Raw genomic sequence first — 16,748 nt, 5'->3', positions numbered from 1 at the left:
CGCCGCTATGCGGCGTCGTCCCCCGTGAGCGAGGCGACGAAGGCGGTCCACGCGGGCCCGGCGATCGTGAGGACCGGCCCGTGGGGCACCTTCGAGTCCCGCACGGGGACGACGCCGGGGTGCGCGTCGCAGACCTCGACGCAGTCGCCGCCGTCGCCGTTGCTGTACGTGGACTTGCGCCAGGTGGCCGCGCCGGGGAACGCCTCGGCGACCTCGACGCAGTCGCCGCCGCTGCCGTTGCTGTAGCTCGACTTGCGCCAGACGGCGGTGCTCAGGTCAATCGTCCTGCTTGCCATGTCGGTGATCCTCAGCCGCGCGCTCGATCAGGGCGAGGGACGCCTCCGGCGGCAGCGCGGCGGCCCTGAGCAGATCGTACGACCTGCGGTACTCCTTCACGAGGGCCGGATCGTCGATGGTGTCCCCGCTGTGCAGCGCTTCCGTGTACACGAGCGGTGGTGCATCTGGGAAAGCCATGACCTTGGCGGTGCCGAGCATGAACGGGTGCGCTCCACAGTTCCACGGAAGCACCTGGGGAACGATCCGGCGCCTTCGCGCGAGTGCCGCGATGTGCCCCCATTGCTCAGCCATCTGCCCGGGCGGCAGGATCGGTTGCCGGATCAGCGACTCGGAGAGAATCGCCCAGTACACCGGTGACCGGTGGTCCACGTCGAAGAGTTGGGCCCGCGCCATCCGCGCGCTCACCTTCTCCTCGACCTCCTCGTCCCGCGCCAGCGGATGCGTCGCCCGCACCACCGCCCGCGCATACGCGTCCGTCTGCAACAACCCCGGGATCAGCGTCGGGCACCACTCCTCGATGGACTCCGCGTGCTTCTCCGCCTCCAGCACCCGCTCGAAGTACCGCGCGTGCCCGCGCCGCCGCGCGTTCCGCACGTCCTCGCAGCGGCGCTGGAAGAACCCGTCCGTGCCGAGCACCCGGTCCACGTGCGAGGCCAGCTCCGCCGGCATCCGGCGCTCCCCGCGCTCGATCTCGCTGAGGTGGCTCGGGCCGTAGAAGCTGCCCTCGACGAGCTGGGTGAGTGTCAGCCCCGCCTCCTCGCGCTTCCACCGCAGTTCCTTGCCGTAGAAGGTGGGGACGCTTGCCGAGCCGTCGATGTCCTTGCGCTGTCCCATCGTTCACCGCTCCTGGTGCCGCTTCCCGGGGTGTCCACGCCCGATACCAACCACGCCCCGTGTCACCGCAGTTCACGGCGGGGCTCCGAAAGGCTTCTCACGGTACGCGGCACCGCGCCAGGGTGTGAGCAGTTCGTCACCCAGCGCACTGGAAGGTGTGACCCCTTGCCCCCCACGCACGACCACCACCCCGACGCGGACACCTGCGCCGAGGAGCTGAGGGCGGCCCTCGCCGCGCACGGCATCACGCTCCCGTCCCTCGGCGTCGACCTGCCGACGTTCGCCTCCCGCTACCCGACCCGGCCCCTGGTCTCCCTCGGCAACTGCAACGTGCTCACCGCGAGGGCGCTGACCGCCGCCCTGCGCAAGGGGGCCGGGCGATGAGGCCGCCCGTCTCCGTCCTCGCCCTCGACCTGCTCGCGACGCCGGAGTCCGTCCCCGCCGCGCGCCGCCTGCTGCGCGCGTACGGCGGTGATCTCCAGCTCTGCGCCGACGAGTTGCTGACCAACGTGATCCGTCACGTCGGCGCCGGGGTGCCGGTCACGCTGCGGGTCACCTGCGACCGGGGCCGGATGCGGCTGGAGGTCACCGACCCCGACCCCCGTGCGCTGCCCGTGCTGCGCAGCGCGGCCGAGGACGACGAGGGCGGGCGCGGGCTCGCCCTGCTGGACGCGCTCAGTCTGCGGTGGGGCGTCGGGCAGGCGCCGGGCGGCAAGACGGTCTGGTGCGAGCTGCCCGGTCCCACCGGCCACGGACACGGGGGTCAGGGAGTCGGCACCTCCAAAGAGGCCGTCGGGCCGCCGGGCGCGTCCATGTCCGGCAGGTACGCGTCCGGTACGTAGACGGACGGGGCGGGCGGGTCCGGGGCGGGGCGGTCGTCCAGGGCGAAGGGGCCCGACCGGGTCTGCATCATCACCAGCACCGTCACGGTGACGATGACGCTCAGGACGATCAGCGCCATCCCGAGGGGGTTCTCCGCGTTGTAGACGTAGCGGCTGGTGCCCCACTTGCTGCGCTTGAACACGGGCTCGTTCCAGTCCACCTGCTCCGCCTCCCTCGTACGCGGTCGTGCGCGGGGCCGGTGGCCCCGGTCGCCGCCGAGGGCGACGCTACGGGTGCCGGGGGCGGTCCCGCAGGCCCCCGGGCGGGCAGTCAACCGCCGCGCCCGGCTGCCGGGTTCGGGCAAGGTCCGCACGGGCCGGGCGGACCGGACGCGAGGGTTGCGGCACTCCGGGCGGAGGGCGCGGTCGTGGGGTGGCCCGGCGGTCAGGCCCAGGCGTTGAAGAGGACGCCGCCGAGCGTGTCGACCCCGTACGTGCGCACGTTGTACCACTCGGCGCGCGACAGGAACGAGGTGTCCACCTCGGCGAGCGGGGTCAGGAGGTGCTCGCGCCCGAGGACGTCGAAGCCCGCCTCCGCGAAGGCCGACGCCCACGGCGGGGGATCGCCGAACTGCTCGGTGTACCAGTTGCGGCGTTCCGTCGCGAAGGCGATCCACGGGAGGTGGGCATGGCACAGGACGACGTGCTCGTCCTCGCGGAGGACGACGGCGCCGGTGTGGAAGCTCAGCGGATACGTCTGCCGTTCCACCTCGCCGGCCTCGCCCCCGGCGGCACGGGCCGCCGTGAAGAGGGCGCGGCGGAAGGCACGCGTGTCGGTCACCGGCAGCGGACCGGCCGCCCGGGTGGAGAAGCCGCTCGCGCCGTGGGGCAGCGTGAAGATCGTGTTCCCGTCGTCGGCCATGCGCGCCATCCTGCCCGGGGCGACCTCGCCCGTCACCATCCGGCCGCGGGGCCGGGCGTCAGGAGGGGGCGGGGGCGAAGATGAGGTGGCCGCCCTTGTCGGCCATCCGCCCGAGGACGGTCGTCCGGCCGGCGGCCGACCCCGGCCCGGGGGTCCCGATGTCCCGGACGGCCGTCGCCCACCAGTCCGTCTCGACGTCCCAGACGGTCATCAGGAGGTGCTTGTCGTCGTACCAGCCCAGGCTGCCGAAGGGCCGGCCCGGGAAGACACGGCCCGCCGGATGGGTGCCGACGAGGTCTCCTCGCCGGACATCCCAGACGCAGGCCCAGTGCTCGTCCGGTCCGCCCGGGCAATGGGTCACCATCTCCGCTTCCGACGGCGAGAATCCCTTCATCCCGGCCTGCCCGAGAATCCCGACCCCTTCGAGCGTCGACTTGTGCCGACCCGAGGTGTCGAACATGCGGACATCGAGCGGATCGGCGTAGCCGTAGTTGCCGGCGATGGTGCCGTCCGGCCCCCACTGGTACGGGGCGTTGGCCCCCAGTTCGAGGACCTTCGGCTTCGCCTCGTGCAGAGCGAGGGTGACCGCGTCCGCCCCTCGCGTGATGGTGTAGTCGTGCCGGGTGTCGGCCCGCGCCTGGGTGAAGAGCAGTGTGTCGCTCCGCCTGTTCCACTGGAGATGGGTGGCGTACATCCCGGGTGGGACGGGGACGACTCTTCTGCTGCCGCCTTTCCGGTCCATGACGGTCACCGGCGCGCCGGGCACATTGCGCATGTCCACGCCTGCGATCCACTGTCCGTCAGGGCTGACGGCGACATCCAGATAGTCGCTTCCGAAGCCCGCGGGTGCCGCGAAGCACCGGCGCTCGGGTTGCCACAGATACGTTCCAGGATGCCCGCCGACGGCGGGCGGTGGCTCGAATCCGATCACCGTCATCGGACCGACGAGGTCGTTCGGCAGACTGAAGCCCGTCGCCCCGGGGAAGCGGGTCCTGCTGTCCGGCCGGCCGGCGGGCACGAGGTCGGCCTGCCGGGACCCCTCGGCCGGGCACGCCCCCGCGGAGGCCGGTGTGTCCTGGTGCTTCGTGACGACGAAGGTGACGGTGGCCGCCACCACGGCCAGGGCGCTCACCCCGACGGCCAGGCGGCGCAGGACCGCCGGCCGGGGCCGCCGTCGTACCAAATCGCTCCGCGGTGGCGGGGAAGCCGCTCCGGACTCCTCCGGCGGGGACAGGGCGGTGTCCCCGTCGTGCGCGAGGTTGCGGCCCAGCACGAGCGCGCTGCCGTCGTCCCGCGTGCTCAGATGCGGCCGCGGGAGGCCCTGACTGCGCATCTCCTGGCGCAGCGCGCCGAAGACCGCCCGGATGTCGAGGTGCGGTCCCGCTCCGGGAACCCCGTTCTCCAGTGCCGAGATGAGCGCGCCGCTGAACGCCGTGTACGGCTGGTCCGGCGATGCGCGGGCCCTGGCGTAGTCGGAGGTGGCGGTGAGGACACAGGCACCTTCGATCGGAGCCTGGTGAGCGACCTCCCGGTGTTCGCCCGGAACCGAACCGTCGAGGTGGCCGTTCGCGTGCGCCCGGCCCGAGTAGCAGCAGTCGAGGATCACCACCTTCCGTCGCGCCCCGGAGTTGCGCACCGCCCGGCGCAACTCCTCGTAGGGAAGGGCCGAGAAGTGCTGCCGTCTCCTCGAACCCGGCAGAGCGAGCAGCAGACTGTCGTCGTCGTCCTCGTCCAGGAAGCCGTGCCCTGCGTAGTACACGACGAGGGTGTCCTCGGCGCGGTCGGCTTCGTCATGGATCCGGCGCAGCAGGCCGCCCCTGCTCATTCCGTGCCTGCCGGTGAGGGTGACGACGTTCCGCCCGCGGATCCCCCAGATCCGCTCGTCGCGGAAGATCTCCTTCAGCCGTCGCAGGTTGTTGGGGACCGCCGGGACGGGCGGGAAGTCGGCGAAGGCGGAGAAGCCGATGAGGAGTACGCGAGACCGTTCCGGGTCAGGAACCGTCACCTCGCGGCCCCTCCAGCGCACGGACGATCCGGTCCAGTTCCTCCCGCGAACTGCCCTGGAGCTCCACCGTCAGTCCGTCCCGCTCCAGGGCGACGGTCCACTTGGTCGAGCGGCTGTCCCGCCACGAGGCGATGGCCACGACGAGCGCTCCGAGGGCGACGCCGCTGTTGACGACGGCGAGGACGGCGTCCGCGGCGGGCCCGAGTTCATCGTGTGCCGGAGCGGACTCGCGGAGCGACAGCCCGGCGGATCCGCCCAGATCCGGATCCCGGCAGAGGGCGCGATAGAGGGACCGGGTCGCCTTCGCGTCCGGGTCGGGTTCGATGCGGATCAGTACCTGTGCCATGGCGTGCCCCCTCCGTGCCCCGCGAGTGCCCGTCGGGTCGCCGTCGCAGTGCGTCACAGCTCGTCACCGCCGCAAAGTCTAACCGGACGCGGGTCGGTGGCGGCCAGGCCGGTCGTGGCGGCGTCCCGGTGCCGTCAGTCGGTGCTGACCGGGGCGCGCAGCAGCCCGGCGATGGCGTCGGCCAGGAAGCGGCCGGTCGCCCGCCAGTCGGGGGAGGTGCGCTCGCGGGCGGTCTTGTCCTCGTACTCGGCGCACGTCGAGGTGATGACGTGGGTCATCAGCGCGGCGCGGGCGCGGACCACCTCGGCGGGCAGGTCGTCGATGCGTCCGGCGATGGAGTGGATCACCGCGCGGGCGACCGGGGCGGTGTCCCCGAGCTCCCGGTAGATCGCGACCGTCTGCGGGTCGTGGAGGGCGGCGGACACGAAGCGGGCCCGCCAGGTCTGCCCGTCCGGCCCGGCCTCGTCGGCGAGCCGGGCCAGCTCCTCGGTGGCGGGCAGCACCAGGCTGCGCACGTCGCCCAGCAGCGAGTCGGAGGAGTCGAAGTACCGCCTGCGGCCGTCCTCCTGGCCGGTGAGGTGGCGGGTCAGCAGGGCCCGCAGCATGCCGTCGCGGCCGCCGAAGTAGTAGCCCACCGCGGAGTGGTTGCTGTTGCCCGCCGCCTCCGCGATCTTCCGGTCCGAGACCTGGGCGATCCCGGACTCGGCGAAGAGCCGCTCGGCGGCGTCGAGCAGGGCGGTGCGGCTGGCGTCGGATCTGGCCACGACGGCGGGTCCTCCCAGGTGGAGCGCGGTTCGGCGGCTCCAAGCTAGCCCATGAGGGCATTCTTAAGTCACGTGACTTACAGTGGGAGGGTCCGGCGACCTCCCCCGCACCGCGGCGGGCGGAACCGCGGAGTGCCGGGCGCCACCCACCCCCTCTGCCAGGAGTCCAACGTGGAATCGTCGAGCGCCGGAGCACCGGAGCGCGCGCAGCAGCCGGAGGCGGCCCCGGGCGGCGGCCCGGCCGTCCCCGAGGAGGACCGCAGGACCCGCATGGGCCGCTATGTCGCGCTCTTCGCGATGCCCTTCCTGATGGTCACGATGATGTACGCGACGTACGTCGGGACCATGCACGATCCGGCGCCGCGCGACATGCCCGTCGCCGTGGTCGGCACCGGCGCCCAGGCCCAGGCGCTCGCCGACGGGATCGAGAAGGCCGCAGGCGGCGCGCTCGACGTCCGCACCGTCGCCACCGGGGACGAGGCCGTCGACCTCCTCGAGGACCGCGAGATCAGCGGCGCCCTGCTGCCGCCCGCCCAGGGCGGGGCGGAGGCCGTCGTCTACACGGCGGGCGCCGCCGGAGCCTCCCAGGCCGGCACCGTCCAGCAGCTCCTGGCGCCGGTCGCCGTGGAGAACGGCTGGACCACGACCACCGAGGACGTCGCCCCGCTCGCCGGGGAGGACCTCTCCGGGACCGCCGTGCTCTTCGCCGGCATGGGCATGATGCTCGCCGGCTATGTGCCGCTCAGCATCCTCACCATGTCGCTGCCCTACCTGCTGACGCTGCGCCGCTTCCTCCCGCTGATGCTCGGCTGGTCCGCGCTGACCAGCACCCTGATCTGGGTCCTGCTCGGCCCCGTCGTGGGCGCGGTCGACGGGCACTACCTGCACTTCCTCGGCATCGGCCTGCTCGCCACCGGCGCCGTCGCCACGACCCAGCTCCTCTTCACCAAGCTGGTCGGGCCGCTCGCCGTGCTCTTCGGCATGCTGCTCTGGGTCGTCTTCGGCATGCCGTCGTCGAACCTCTCGCTCTCGATCCACACCATGCCGGGGTTCTTCCAATGGCTGCACGGCGTGCTGCCGCTCCCGGCGGCCGGTGAGGCGATGCGCTCGCTGATCTACTTCGACGGACGCGGAATCGGCGGCCACCTGCTGACGCTGGGCGCCTGGATCGCCGCCGCCCTCGCCCTGTGCTTCCTCAAGGAACGCCGCTCCGGCCTCGCGATACCCGCCGCGCCGCCCGCCACCGACTCCTCCCTGCCGCTCCCCGCCCTCGCCGGCGGCCCGGTCCGCTCCCCGCGCGCCCGCTACATCGCCGCCTTCGCCTTCCCGATGGCGATCCTGGTCTGCGTGGTCGGGCTGATGGCCGGCTCCATGCACAAGCCGCAGGTGCGGGACATGCCCGTCGCCGTCGTCGGCGCCACCCAGCAGCAGGCCGAACGGGCCGTGGCCGGGATGGAACCCTCGCTCGGCGCCATGTTCGACCTGCGCGCGCTCGACTCCGCCGACGAGGCCGCAGACCTGATCAGGGACCAGGAGATCGCCGGCGCCTACGTCCTGCCCACCGAGGCCGGCGGTGCGGCCGAACTGCTCGGCGCCTCCGGCGCGGGCAGCAGCCAGCAGACCATCCTGACCAGCACCTTCACCCAGGTCGCCCAGGGGCAACAGGCCGCACTCACCACCACCGACCTGGAACCGCTCACCCCCGACGACACCATGGGCACCAACAGCCTCTACGTCGGCATGTCCTGGATCATGGCGGGCTTCCTGATCGCCGCGGTGCTCCGCGGCGGCGCCCCCGAACTGCGGCGCACCCGCCAGTTCGCGGTCAAGCTGGCCGGCTGGTCGGTCGGCATGGCGCTGTGGCTCTGGCTGCTCTTCGACGTCATGATCGGCGCGGTCAACGGCCACGCCGGGGCGCTGATCGGCATCGGGGCGCTGACGATCTTCTGCGTCTCGCTGGCCGCCAACGCCTTCACCCGTCTCTTCGGCCTCGCCGCGATCATCCCCGTGATGGTGGTGCTGATGCTGCTCGGCGTCCCGGCCTCGGGCGGCGGCCTGCCGCTCGCCATGGTCCCCGACATCTTCCGCACCCTGCACGACGTGCTGCCGCTCCCGGCGGCCGTCGGCACGGCCCGCGACCTGGTGTACTTCGGCGGCGACGCCATCGGCGGCCACCTGCTCACCATCGGCGTCTGGGGAGCGGCCGGCCTGCTCCTCAACCTGTTCGCCGACCGGTGGATCGCCCTCCGGGCGGCGAAGGGCAAGGGCGTCCCGGCGATCGTCCCCCGGGCGACTCCCGGCCCGCGCAAGCCCACCGAGCCGGCCCCCGCGGAGCCCGCCCTGGCGGGCGCGGGCCGGGACTGACCCCGCCCGCCCCGGCACGCACCGCCGGGCGGCCCGGGGATGTCCGCGCCCCGGGCCGCCCGCCCCGGGGACGCGAGGGCCCGACCGCTCGCGCCCCCGGGTCGCGCGTGCCTGGGATCGCCGGAACGCCGCCCGAGGAGCCCGCGCTTGGCGGGTGCCGGATGGGGCTGACCGGCACGGTCACCCCGGCACGCACCGCCGGGCGGCCCGAGGACGTCCGCACCCCGGGCCGCCCGCCCCGGGGACGCTGTCCGCGGGCGGCCCGGGGCCTTCGCGGCCCAGGGTCCCGTGGGCCTTCGCTGCCCCGCGCCCGCGCCCGCGGCCGCGGCCGTACCGGCCGGAACCTTGTCGAGGCCGCGGGCGACGCCGAGCTCGCGGGTGACGACCCGCGGGCGCGAGGACGCCGGCCCGGCGGGGCGAGTGCGGGCGTGGCGTGTCATCGGTGGATCACCGTATGTGGTGCTTTGACGCGTCTGAGCCGTTGTGCCTAGAATCCTCGCCGCAGAAAGCCGGCCTTGCCTCAACCGACTGACGTCGGCTCGCCGGTTCGGTCGGACGCTAGGGCTTGAGCGCGACCTCCAACCACCTGATGGGCCACGTGTCCACTCGTCTGGAAGGAGGGCGCAAGCCCTTGTCCCCGCACGTCAATCAGAACCGCAAGTGGCTGGTGCTGGCCGTCGTCGGCGTCGCCCAACTGATGGTCGTCCTCGACGCGACCATCGTCAACATCGCCCTGCCCTCGGCCCAGGCCGACCTCGGCTTCTCCGTCGACGACCGGCAGTGGGTCGTCAGCTCGTACGCGATCGCCTTCGGAGCGCTTCTCCTCCTCGGCGGCCGGCTCGGTGACCTCTTCGGCCGTCGCCGTCTGTTCGCCGTCGGCCTGATCGGCTTCGCCCTCGCCTCGGCACTCGGCGGCGCGGCGCAGAACTTCGAAACCCTCATCGTGGCGCGGGTGGGGCAGGGCGTCTTCGGAGCGGTTCTGGCCCCCGCCGCGCTCGCCACGGTCGCGGTGACCTTCACCGAACCCGCGGAGCGCAACAAGGCGTTCGGCGTCTTCAGCGCCATCGCCGGAGTGGGTGCCGGTGCCGGACTGCTCCTCGGGGGCGTCCTGACCGACCTCGTGTCCTGGCGGTGGTGCCTGTACGTCAACATCGTCTTCGCGTGCGTCGCGCTGCTCGGCGTCCGTGCGATCCGCAAGGACGAGACGAGCAACGCCCGAAAGGTCCTCGACCTGCCCGGAGCGCTGACCGCCACCGCCGGCCTCTTCGCGCTGGTGCTGGGCGTCTCCCGGGCGGAGACCGAAGGCTGGGGCTCGACGACCACCCTCGCACTGCTGCTTCTCGGCGGCGTGCTGCTCGCCGCCTTCGTGATGATCGAGCGGCGCAGCGACCACGCACTGCTGCCGCTGCGCCTCCTCGCGGACCGAAGCCGTGCCGGGGCCTGCTTCGCGATCGCCGCCCTGGGCGTCACGATGTTCGGCGTCTTCCTGTTCCTCACCTTCTACCTCCAGCAGAACCTGGACTACTCCCCGTTGAAGAGCGGGTTCGCGTTTATGCCCCTCAACATCGCGATCATGGTCGCCTCCGGCGTCACCGCGGGCGTGCTGCTGAACAAGATCGGCCCGCGAACCCTGATCTCCGCCGGTCTGGCGCTGGCCGCCCTCGGATGCCTGCTGCTCGCGCAACTGGACACCGGCTCCGGATACGTCGACGGGGTCCTTCCCGGTCTCGTCGCCGCCGGGCTCGGTGCCGGCGTCCTCTTCCCGACCACCTTCGCCGCCGGCACCGCCCGCGTCGGCCCGGCCGACGCGGGGGCCGCGTCGGCCCTGGTCAACACCGCCCAGCAGGTGGGCGGATCGGTCGGCATAGCGCTCCTGTCGACGTTCTACGCCGAGTCCCTGAAGGAGACCTTCGCGTCCGACCCGACCGTCGCCCGCCTCGCTGCCGACATCGAGGGGTACACCACCGCGTTCTGGTGGGCCGCCGGCCTCAGCCTCGCCTCGGCCGTCATCGCGTTCCTCGTGATCCGCAACCCCTCCCGGGCCGAGATCGAGGCCGCCGCGGACCGCGAGACGGCGGGCGTGCACGTCGGCTGACACGGGACCCGGCCCCGGCCGCCCCCGACTCCCCGCACGCGATCGGCCGGTCCCGCGACCGGCGCGCCGCGTGCCGCGTGAGGCGACCCGCACGCGGCACGTCGCGTGCGGGTCGCCGGCCGCGTGCGTGTCTCCGGCCAGGAGCGGACACGCCCGGCCGGCGGCCCTTCAGGCCCCGCCCGCAACGGAGTTGACGCCCGCAGTCATCGGATGAGTGGCGCACGGCTCTTCACCCCCACCCGCCGCGCCGCTACCATCGAGCACGCCACATGGGAGCGCTCCCATCTCCAAGTCACCCGCACACCGCCTCCGTTGGCGGTCCCGCTCGGAGAGGATTCTCCCGTGCGCCTACGCGCCAGACCAGCCGCCGTCCTGGTGGCGGCACTCAGCATGACGGCGGGGCTGTTCACCGCCGGCCCCGCCTCCGCGGCGCGCCCCTCGCCGCACCCGCCCGCCGCTCCGCAGGCGGTCGGGACCGCCGAGGCATCCGATGTGTCGGCGAGGGCGGCGTCACAGGCCGCCGCCGCCGACCCGTCCTACACCTGGAAGAACGTCCGCATCGACGGCGGCGGCTTCGTGCCCGGCATCGTCTTCAACCGGACCGAGAAGAACCTCGCCTACGCCCGCACCGACATCGGCGGCGCCTACCGCTGGGACGAGTCCGGCAAGCAGTGGAAGCCGCTGCTGGACTGGGTCGACTGGGACCGCTGGGGCTGGACCGGTGTCGCCAGCATCGCCTCCGACCCCGTGCAGCCCGCCAAGGTGTACGCCGCCGTCGGCACGTACACCAACGACTGGGACCCGACCAACGGCGCGATCCTGCGCTCCTCGGACCGCGGTGCGAGCTGGCAGGCCACCCAGCTCCCCTTCAAGCTGGGCGGCAACATGCCCGGCCGCGGCATGGGCGAACGCCTCGCGGTGGACCCGAACAAGAACTCCGTCCTCTACTTCGGCGCGCCCAGCGGCAAGGGCCTGTGGCGCTCCACGGACTCCGGTGTCACCTGGTCCCAGGTGGCGTCCTTCCCCAACCCGGGCAACTACGCGCAGGACCCGTCCGACACCAGCGGCTACGGCAACGACAACCAGGGCGTCGTCTGGGTCACCTTCGACGAGCGCTCCTCCGCCGCCGGCAGCGTCACCAAGGACATCTACGTCGGCGTCGCCGACAAGGAGAACGCCGTCTACCGCTCGTCGGACGGCGGCACCACCTGGTCCCGCGTCGCCGGGCAGCCGACCGGCTACCTCGCCCACAAGGGCGTACTGGACTCCGCCACCGGCCAGTTGTTCGTGACGCTCAGCGACACCGGCGGCCCGTACGACGGCGGCAAGGGCCGCGTCTACCGCTACACCACGGCGACCGGCGCGTGGACCGACGTCAGCCCGGTCGCCGAGGCCGACACCTACTACGGCTTCAGCGGACTGAGCGTCGACCGGCAGAAGCCCGGCACCCTGATGGCCACCGCCTACAGCTCCTGGTGGCCCGACACCCAGATCTTCCGGTCCACCGACAGCGGCGCGACCTGGAAGCAGGCGTGGGAGTACAACGGCTATCCGAACCGGGTCAACCACTACACCCAGGACGTCTCCTCGGTGCCGTGGCTGACCTGGGGCGGCAACCCCTCCCCGCCGGAGACCGCGCCGAAGCTCGGCTGGATGACCGAGGCGCTGGAGATCGACCCGTTCGACTCCGACCGGATGATGTACGGGACCGGCGCCACGATCTACGGCACCGAGAACCTCACGACCTGGGACACCGGCGGCACCTTCGGCATCAAGCCCATGATCAAGGGGCTGGAGGAGACGGCGGTCAACGACCTGGCGAGCCCGCCCTCCGGCGCGCCGCTGCTCAGCGGCATGCTCGACCTCGGCGGCTTCCGGCACACGGACGTCGACAAGGTCCCGTCGATGATGTTCCGCACCCCGAACATGAGCGGCACCACCAGCCTCGACTTCGCCGAGGCCAACCCGAACACCGTGGTGCGGGTCGGCCACGGCGACACCACGCAGAACATCGGCTTCTCCACCGACAACGGCGCCAACTGGTTCCAGGGCTCCCAGCCCTCCGGCGTGACCGGCGGCGGCACGGTGGCCGCCGCGGCCGACGGCGGCTCCTTCGTCTGGAGCCCGGCCGGCGCGGGCGTGCACCGCACCACCGGCTTCGGCACCTCCTGGACGGCGTCCACCGGGATCCCCGCGGACGCGATCGTGGAGTCCGACCGCAAGAACCCGAAGAAGTTCTACGGCTTCAAGGCCGGCACGTTCTACGTCTCCACCGACGGCGGCGCGACCTTCGCCGCCAAGGCGACCGGTCTGCCCGCCGAGGGCAACGTCCGCTTCCAGGCCGTCCCCGGCACCGAGGGCGACATCTGGCTCGCCGGCGGCAAGGAGAACGGCACCTACGGGCTGTGGCACTCCATCGACTCCGGCGCCACGTTCACCAAACTGACCGGTGTGCAGGAGGCGGACGCCGTCGGCTTCGGCAAGGCGGCCGCCGGCGCCTCGTACCAGACGCTGTTCATCAGCGCCCAGATCGGCGGCAAGCGCGGGATCTTCCGCTCCACCGACAAGGGCGCGAGCTGGGTCCGGATCAACGACGACGCCCACCAGTGGGGCTGGACGGGCGCCTCGATCACCGGTGACCCGCGCGTCTTCGGCCGCGTCTACATCGCGACCAACGGGCGCGGCATCATCTACGGCGACTCCTCGGACGGCGGCGGCACCGATCCGACGGACCCGACCGATCCCACGGACCCGACCGACCCGACCGACCCGACCGACCCGGACCCGACCGCCGTCTGCGCCGTGAGCTACAAGATCACCAACCAGTGGTCGGGCGGCTTCCAGGCGGACGTCACCCTCACCAACAAGGGCACCACGGCCCTGAACGGCTGGCAGCTCGCCTGGTCGTTCCCGCAGGGCCAGCGGATCACGCAGATCTGGAACGCCGTCCATCAGCAGAACGGCACCGCGGTCACCGCCTCCAACGTCGCCTGGAACGGCGGCGTGGCACCCGGCGGGACGGCGAGCTTCGGCTTCACCGCCAGCTGGACGGGCGGCAACAGCGCCCCGGCGGCCTTCACCCTCGGCGGCAGGAGCTGCGCCACCGGCTGACCGGAGGGAAGGACCGGCAGCGGCATCCGCGGGCCGCCGCGCTCCGGCGCGGCGGCCCGTCGCCGTGCCCGCGGGGAGGCCGCCCGCGGACGCCGCGCCACGTCCGGCCCGCGAAGGCCTCGCCCGCGAGCGCCGCGCGTCGCCGCGCCCGCGAAGGCCGTGCCCCGTCCGGCCCGTGAAGGCCGCGCCCCGCGAGTGCCGCGCGTCGCGATGAGTCCCGGGGCGCCCGGCGGTCGTACTGTCGAACCCGTCACCGAGGAGGACATCTGATGCGCAGCGTGACCTATTCGATGAGCGTCTCGCTCGACGGCTACATCGTCGGACCGGACGGAGGCTTCGACTGGACGACGCCCGGCGACGACGTCTTCCGCTTCTGGATCGAGGAGATCCGGCAGGTCGGCGTCCATCTGATGGGCCGTCGGCTCTACGAGACGATGCTCTACTGGGAGACCGCCGACCAGGACCCGTCGCTCGACGCGGACAACCGTGAGTGGACGGCGCTCTGGAAGCCGCTGCCCAAGGTGGTGTTCTCCCGGACGCTGTCGGCGGTGGAGGGGCAGGCGCGGCTGGCCACCGGCAGCGTGGCGGAGGAGATCGAGCGGCTCCGCGCCGAGCCGGGGGAGGGCGAGATCGCGATCGGCGGCGCGAACCTCGCCGCCGAGGCGGCCGCGCTGGACCTGATCGACGAGTACCGGGCCATGGTCTACCCGGTGCTGGTCGGCGGCGGCGTCCCGTTCTTCCCGCACGGCGAGCGCCGGGTGGACCTCGAACTGATCGGGACCCGCACCTTCGGCGCCGGAGTCGTCCACCTCAGCCACCGCGTGGTGCGTTAGCCCCACCGCGACCGGACCCGTGCGGTCCCCGGCGGACGCCCGGCCCGAAGCCGGACCGGGCGTCTCGAAAGCATCACGGATTGCCTACGGTTCGCCGCAGCATCCCGCGGAATCGCACCTTCGTGATCACACTCGTCGTGGCGATCATGAAGGACGACCGGGGCCGCCACCCCCCACAGGAGAGGCCCCGGTCGTCGTTCGGACGGGGTGACAGTGGCACCCCGTACTCCTCTCAGCGCCGTGCATGCGTTTTCTGTCACACCGCACCGCGTTGTTAGGTTGTTGCCGGTTGTACTAGGCATGGACGCGCACCCGGAAAAGGACGTAGCGTGCTGGTTCGCGCAGGGTGGCGCGGCAGTGGTGACCAGCTGCGATTCAGACAGGTATGAGGTAGTGCTGGGGGACGACGCGGAGCTGACCACCGCGGTGCTCGCGGCTCAGGACGGGGACGAGGACGCCTTCCGTACTGTGTACCGCGCCGTGCACCCGCGGCTGATCGGCTATGTACGCACGCTCGTCGGCGATGCGGACGCCGAGGACGTCGCCTCCGAGGCATGGCTCCAGATATCCCGGGACCTCGACCGCTTCAGCGGCGACGCCGACCGCTTCCGCGGCTGGGCCGCCCGCATCGCCCGCAACCGCGCCCTGGACCACATCCGGATGCGCGGCCGCCGCCCGGCCGTCGGCGGCGACGAGACCGAACTCACCGGCAAGCCGTCCGAATCGGACACCGTCGCCGAGGCCATGGAGTCCATCAGCACGGGCAGCACCATGGCCCTGATAGCCCAACTCCCGCAGGACCAGGCCGAGGCCGTGGTGCTGCGCGTGGTCGTCGGACTGGACGCCAAGAGCGCGGCGCAGACCCTCGGCAAGCGGCCCGGCGCCGTGCGCACCGCGGCCCACCGGGGCCTCAAGCGGCTCGCCGAACTGCTGGAGAGCACCCACGGCGCGCCCGTCCCGGCGACGCCGACCGGCCTCGCGGAACCCCTGCTCGCGGACGGCCCGCCGGCCGGTGACGGTGGTGAACAGCAGGCCGGTGACCTAGACGGACTCCCCCCACAACGCGCCCCGCGCACCGGAGCCCCCACCTCCGCCGGTGTGACGCATTCGCGTACGCGGACGCAGAAGGACATGTGATGGCGGACGAGCGCTACGAGTGGCTTGACAGGGACGCGGCGGAGCAACTGCTGCGGGGAGAACCTGTACGAGCCGCCGACGAGCACGCCCGTGTGCAGGCGGCCCGGCTGGGCGCGGCACTGCGCGGCGCCGGCGCGTACCGCCACCGTTTCGACGACGGCGAACTGCCCGGCGAGGCGGCCGCCCTGGCGGCCTTCCGCAAGGCACGGGGCGACGCGGCGGCCCCGGCCGGCGACTCGATCGGCACCGTGACCGTCACCCGCGGCGGCGTCCCCGTCCGCGGACTGCGCTTCGGCCGCCCGCTCCGCTTCGGCATCGCGGCGGCGCTCGCGGGGTGCGCGCTCGGCGGCGTCGCGGTCGCGGCGGGCACCGGTGTGCTGCCCCCCCCCTTCCACCGCGACCACGCCCCGGTGCCCGCGTCCTCCGTCACGGCCGCCGCGACCCCCGGACCGCTGGAGACGCGGAGCCCGGAGGGGGAGGCCGGCGACGGGTCCCCGAAGCCGCCCGGTTCCGTCAGCCCGCCGCCCTCCCCGCCCGCGGCGAGCGGCGGCCCCACGCGGACGGCCCCCGGCGACGGCGGCGTCACCGGCACCCCGGACGGGACCGGCGGCTCCGACGCCGCCCCCACGACGCCCGGTTCGTCACCCGGCAAGGACTCCGACGTCCGGCGCAGGATCGTCGAGACCTGCAAGGCGTACCGCAGCGGCCGTATCGACCCCGAGCGCCGCAAGCGCCTGGAGGAGCTGGCCGACGGGCCGGACGGGGTGAAGAAGTTCTGCGACCGCGTGCTCGGCGGCGACTCCTCCGGGGACGGCTGGGGCGACGGCGACCAGGGCGACGACGACCGCGACTCCGGGGGCTCGGGCAACGGCAAGGGCGGTTCCGGCTCGGGCTCCGGTTCGGGGAAGGACGGCAACGTCTCCCTCACGCCGCCCGACCCGCTGCGGATCGCCCCCGAGCTGGTCCCGTCGCCACCGCGGGACACCGTGGCGGCCCTGGCGTCCGCCGCGGCCACCCCGCTGCTCTGACGCTCCGCGGGGCCCTGCCGCCGCGTTCCCGTTTTCCCTGCCGTGCGGGGCTGTCGCGTACCCGCTCTTCCACCGCGCGGGGCTGCCGTGTTCGCGCTTCTCCGCCGCGCGGGGCTGCCGTGTTCCCGCTTCTCCCGCCCCGAGGGGCTGGGGCAGACCGGCGAAGCCCGTCGCAGACGGAGATCCCCGGC

General features: G+C 73.1%; 15 protein-coding genes. 8 read left to right on the top strand and 7 right to left on the bottom strand.

Annotation, left to right across the window (positions count from 1 at the left end; all coding sequences use genetic code 11):
* Positions 1–5: 5 nt before the first annotated feature.
* Both JE024_RS13760 and JE024_RS13755 read right to left on the bottom strand, forming a co-directional pair.
* Entirely contained in the window at positions 6–296 is a 291-nt protein-coding gene (locus JE024_RS13760; RefSeq protein WP_205373876.1) for a DUF397 domain-containing protein, read from the bottom strand.
* Positions 277–1,131, bottom strand: coding sequence for a helix-turn-helix domain-containing protein (locus JE024_RS13755; protein ID WP_205373875.1), 855 nt, complete (start codon positions 1,129–1,131; stop codon positions 277–279). Before JE024_RS13755 ends, JE024_RS13760 begins: the two co-directional genes overlap by 20 nt.
* Positions 1,132–1,296: 165 nt before the next feature.
* Here JE024_RS13755 and JE024_RS13750 point away from each other — a divergent pair, with 165 nt between their 5' ends.
* Positions 1,297–1,515, top strand: a complete 219-nt coding sequence (locus JE024_RS13750; RefSeq protein ID WP_205373874.1) for a hypothetical protein — start codon at positions 1,297–1,299, stop codon at positions 1,513–1,515.
* Positions 1,512–1,973 (top strand): ATP-binding protein, encoded by a 462-nt coding sequence (locus JE024_RS13745; RefSeq protein ID WP_205373873.1) that lies wholly within the window; start codon positions 1,512–1,514, stop codon positions 1,971–1,973. Before JE024_RS13750 ends, JE024_RS13745 begins: the two co-directional genes overlap by 4 nt.
* On the opposite strand, the gene JE024_RS13740 is transcribed toward JE024_RS13745, so the two are convergent.
* The 5 genes from JE024_RS13740 to JE024_RS13720 all read right to left on the bottom strand — a co-directional run bounded on the left by JE024_RS13740 (position 1,895) and on the right by JE024_RS13720 (position 5,989).
* Positions 1,895–2,173: a hypothetical protein gene (locus JE024_RS13740; protein ID WP_205373872.1), complete on the bottom strand. Its 279-nt coding sequence runs from the start codon at positions 2,171–2,173 to the stop codon at positions 1,895–1,897. The genes JE024_RS13745 and JE024_RS13740 overlap by 79 nt on opposite strands.
* Positions 2,174–2,397: 224 nt before the next feature.
* Complete coding sequence (locus JE024_RS13735; RefSeq protein WP_205373871.1) at positions 2,398–2,874, bottom strand: hypothetical protein; 477 nt, start codon at positions 2,872–2,874, stop codon at positions 2,398–2,400.
* 58 nt (positions 2,875–2,932) lie between these two features.
* Positions 2,933–4,879, bottom strand: coding sequence for a caspase, EACC1-associated type (locus JE024_RS13730; protein WP_205373870.1), 1,947 nt, complete (start codon positions 4,877–4,879; stop codon positions 2,933–2,935).
* A complete protein-coding gene (locus tag JE024_RS13725) occupies positions 4,866–5,225 on the bottom strand; it encodes an effector-associated constant component EACC1 (RefSeq protein ID WP_205373869.1) in 360 nt (119 codons plus the stop codon). Before JE024_RS13725 ends, JE024_RS13730 begins: the two co-directional genes overlap by 14 nt.
* Positions 5,226–5,359: 134 nt before the next feature.
* Positions 5,360–5,989 carry a TetR family transcriptional regulator gene (locus tag JE024_RS13720; RefSeq protein ID WP_205373868.1) on the bottom strand — a complete coding sequence of 210 codons (630 nt, stop codon included), beginning with the start codon at positions 5,987–5,989 and terminating at the stop codon, positions 5,360–5,362.
* 171 nt (positions 5,990–6,160) lie between these two features.
* On the opposite strand from JE024_RS13720, the gene JE024_RS13715 reads away from it, so the two are divergent.
* From JE024_RS13715 to JE024_RS13690, 6 genes are all read left to right on the top strand, one after another.
* The gene (locus JE024_RS13715) at positions 6,161–8,353 is read left to right on the top strand and encodes an ABC transporter permease (protein WP_244882832.1); all 2,193 of its coding nucleotides are present in this window, start codon (positions 6,161–6,163) and stop codon (positions 8,351–8,353) included.
* Positions 8,354–8,984: 631 nt separating this feature from the next.
* A complete protein-coding gene (locus tag JE024_RS13710) occupies positions 8,985–10,448 on the top strand; it encodes an MFS transporter (RefSeq protein ID WP_244882829.1) in 1,464 nt (487 codons plus the stop codon).
* A gap of 390 nt (positions 10,449–10,838) precedes the next feature.
* The gene (locus JE024_RS13705; RefSeq protein ID WP_205376535.1) at positions 10,839–13,559 is read left to right on the top strand and encodes a cellulose binding domain-containing protein; all 2,721 of its coding nucleotides are present in this window, start codon (positions 10,839–10,841) and stop codon (positions 13,557–13,559) included.
* Between the two features lie 269 nt (positions 13,560–13,828).
* Positions 13,829–14,392 carry a dihydrofolate reductase family protein gene (locus JE024_RS13700; RefSeq protein ID WP_205373867.1) on the top strand — a complete coding sequence of 188 codons (564 nt, stop codon included), beginning with the start codon at positions 13,829–13,831 and terminating at the stop codon, positions 14,390–14,392.
* A gap of 393 nt (positions 14,393–14,785) precedes the next feature.
* On the top strand, positions 14,786–15,529 hold the full coding sequence (locus JE024_RS13695) for an RNA polymerase sigma factor (RefSeq protein ID WP_205373866.1): 744 nt from the start codon (positions 14,786–14,788) through the stop codon (positions 15,527–15,529).
* A complete protein-coding gene (locus tag JE024_RS13690; RefSeq protein WP_205373865.1) occupies positions 15,529–16,557 on the top strand; it encodes a hypothetical protein in 1,029 nt (342 codons plus the stop codon). Before JE024_RS13695 ends, JE024_RS13690 begins: the two co-directional genes overlap by 1 nt.
* Positions 16,558–16,748 lie beyond the last annotated feature (191 nt).

The organism is Streptomyces zhihengii, assembly GCF_016919245.1.
Classification (GTDB): Bacteria; Actinomycetota; Actinomycetes; order Streptomycetales; family Streptomycetaceae; genus Streptomyces; species Streptomyces zhihengii.
Note: the sequence above shows the minus strand (reverse complement) of the source record. Positions and strands in the feature narration are given on the sequence as shown.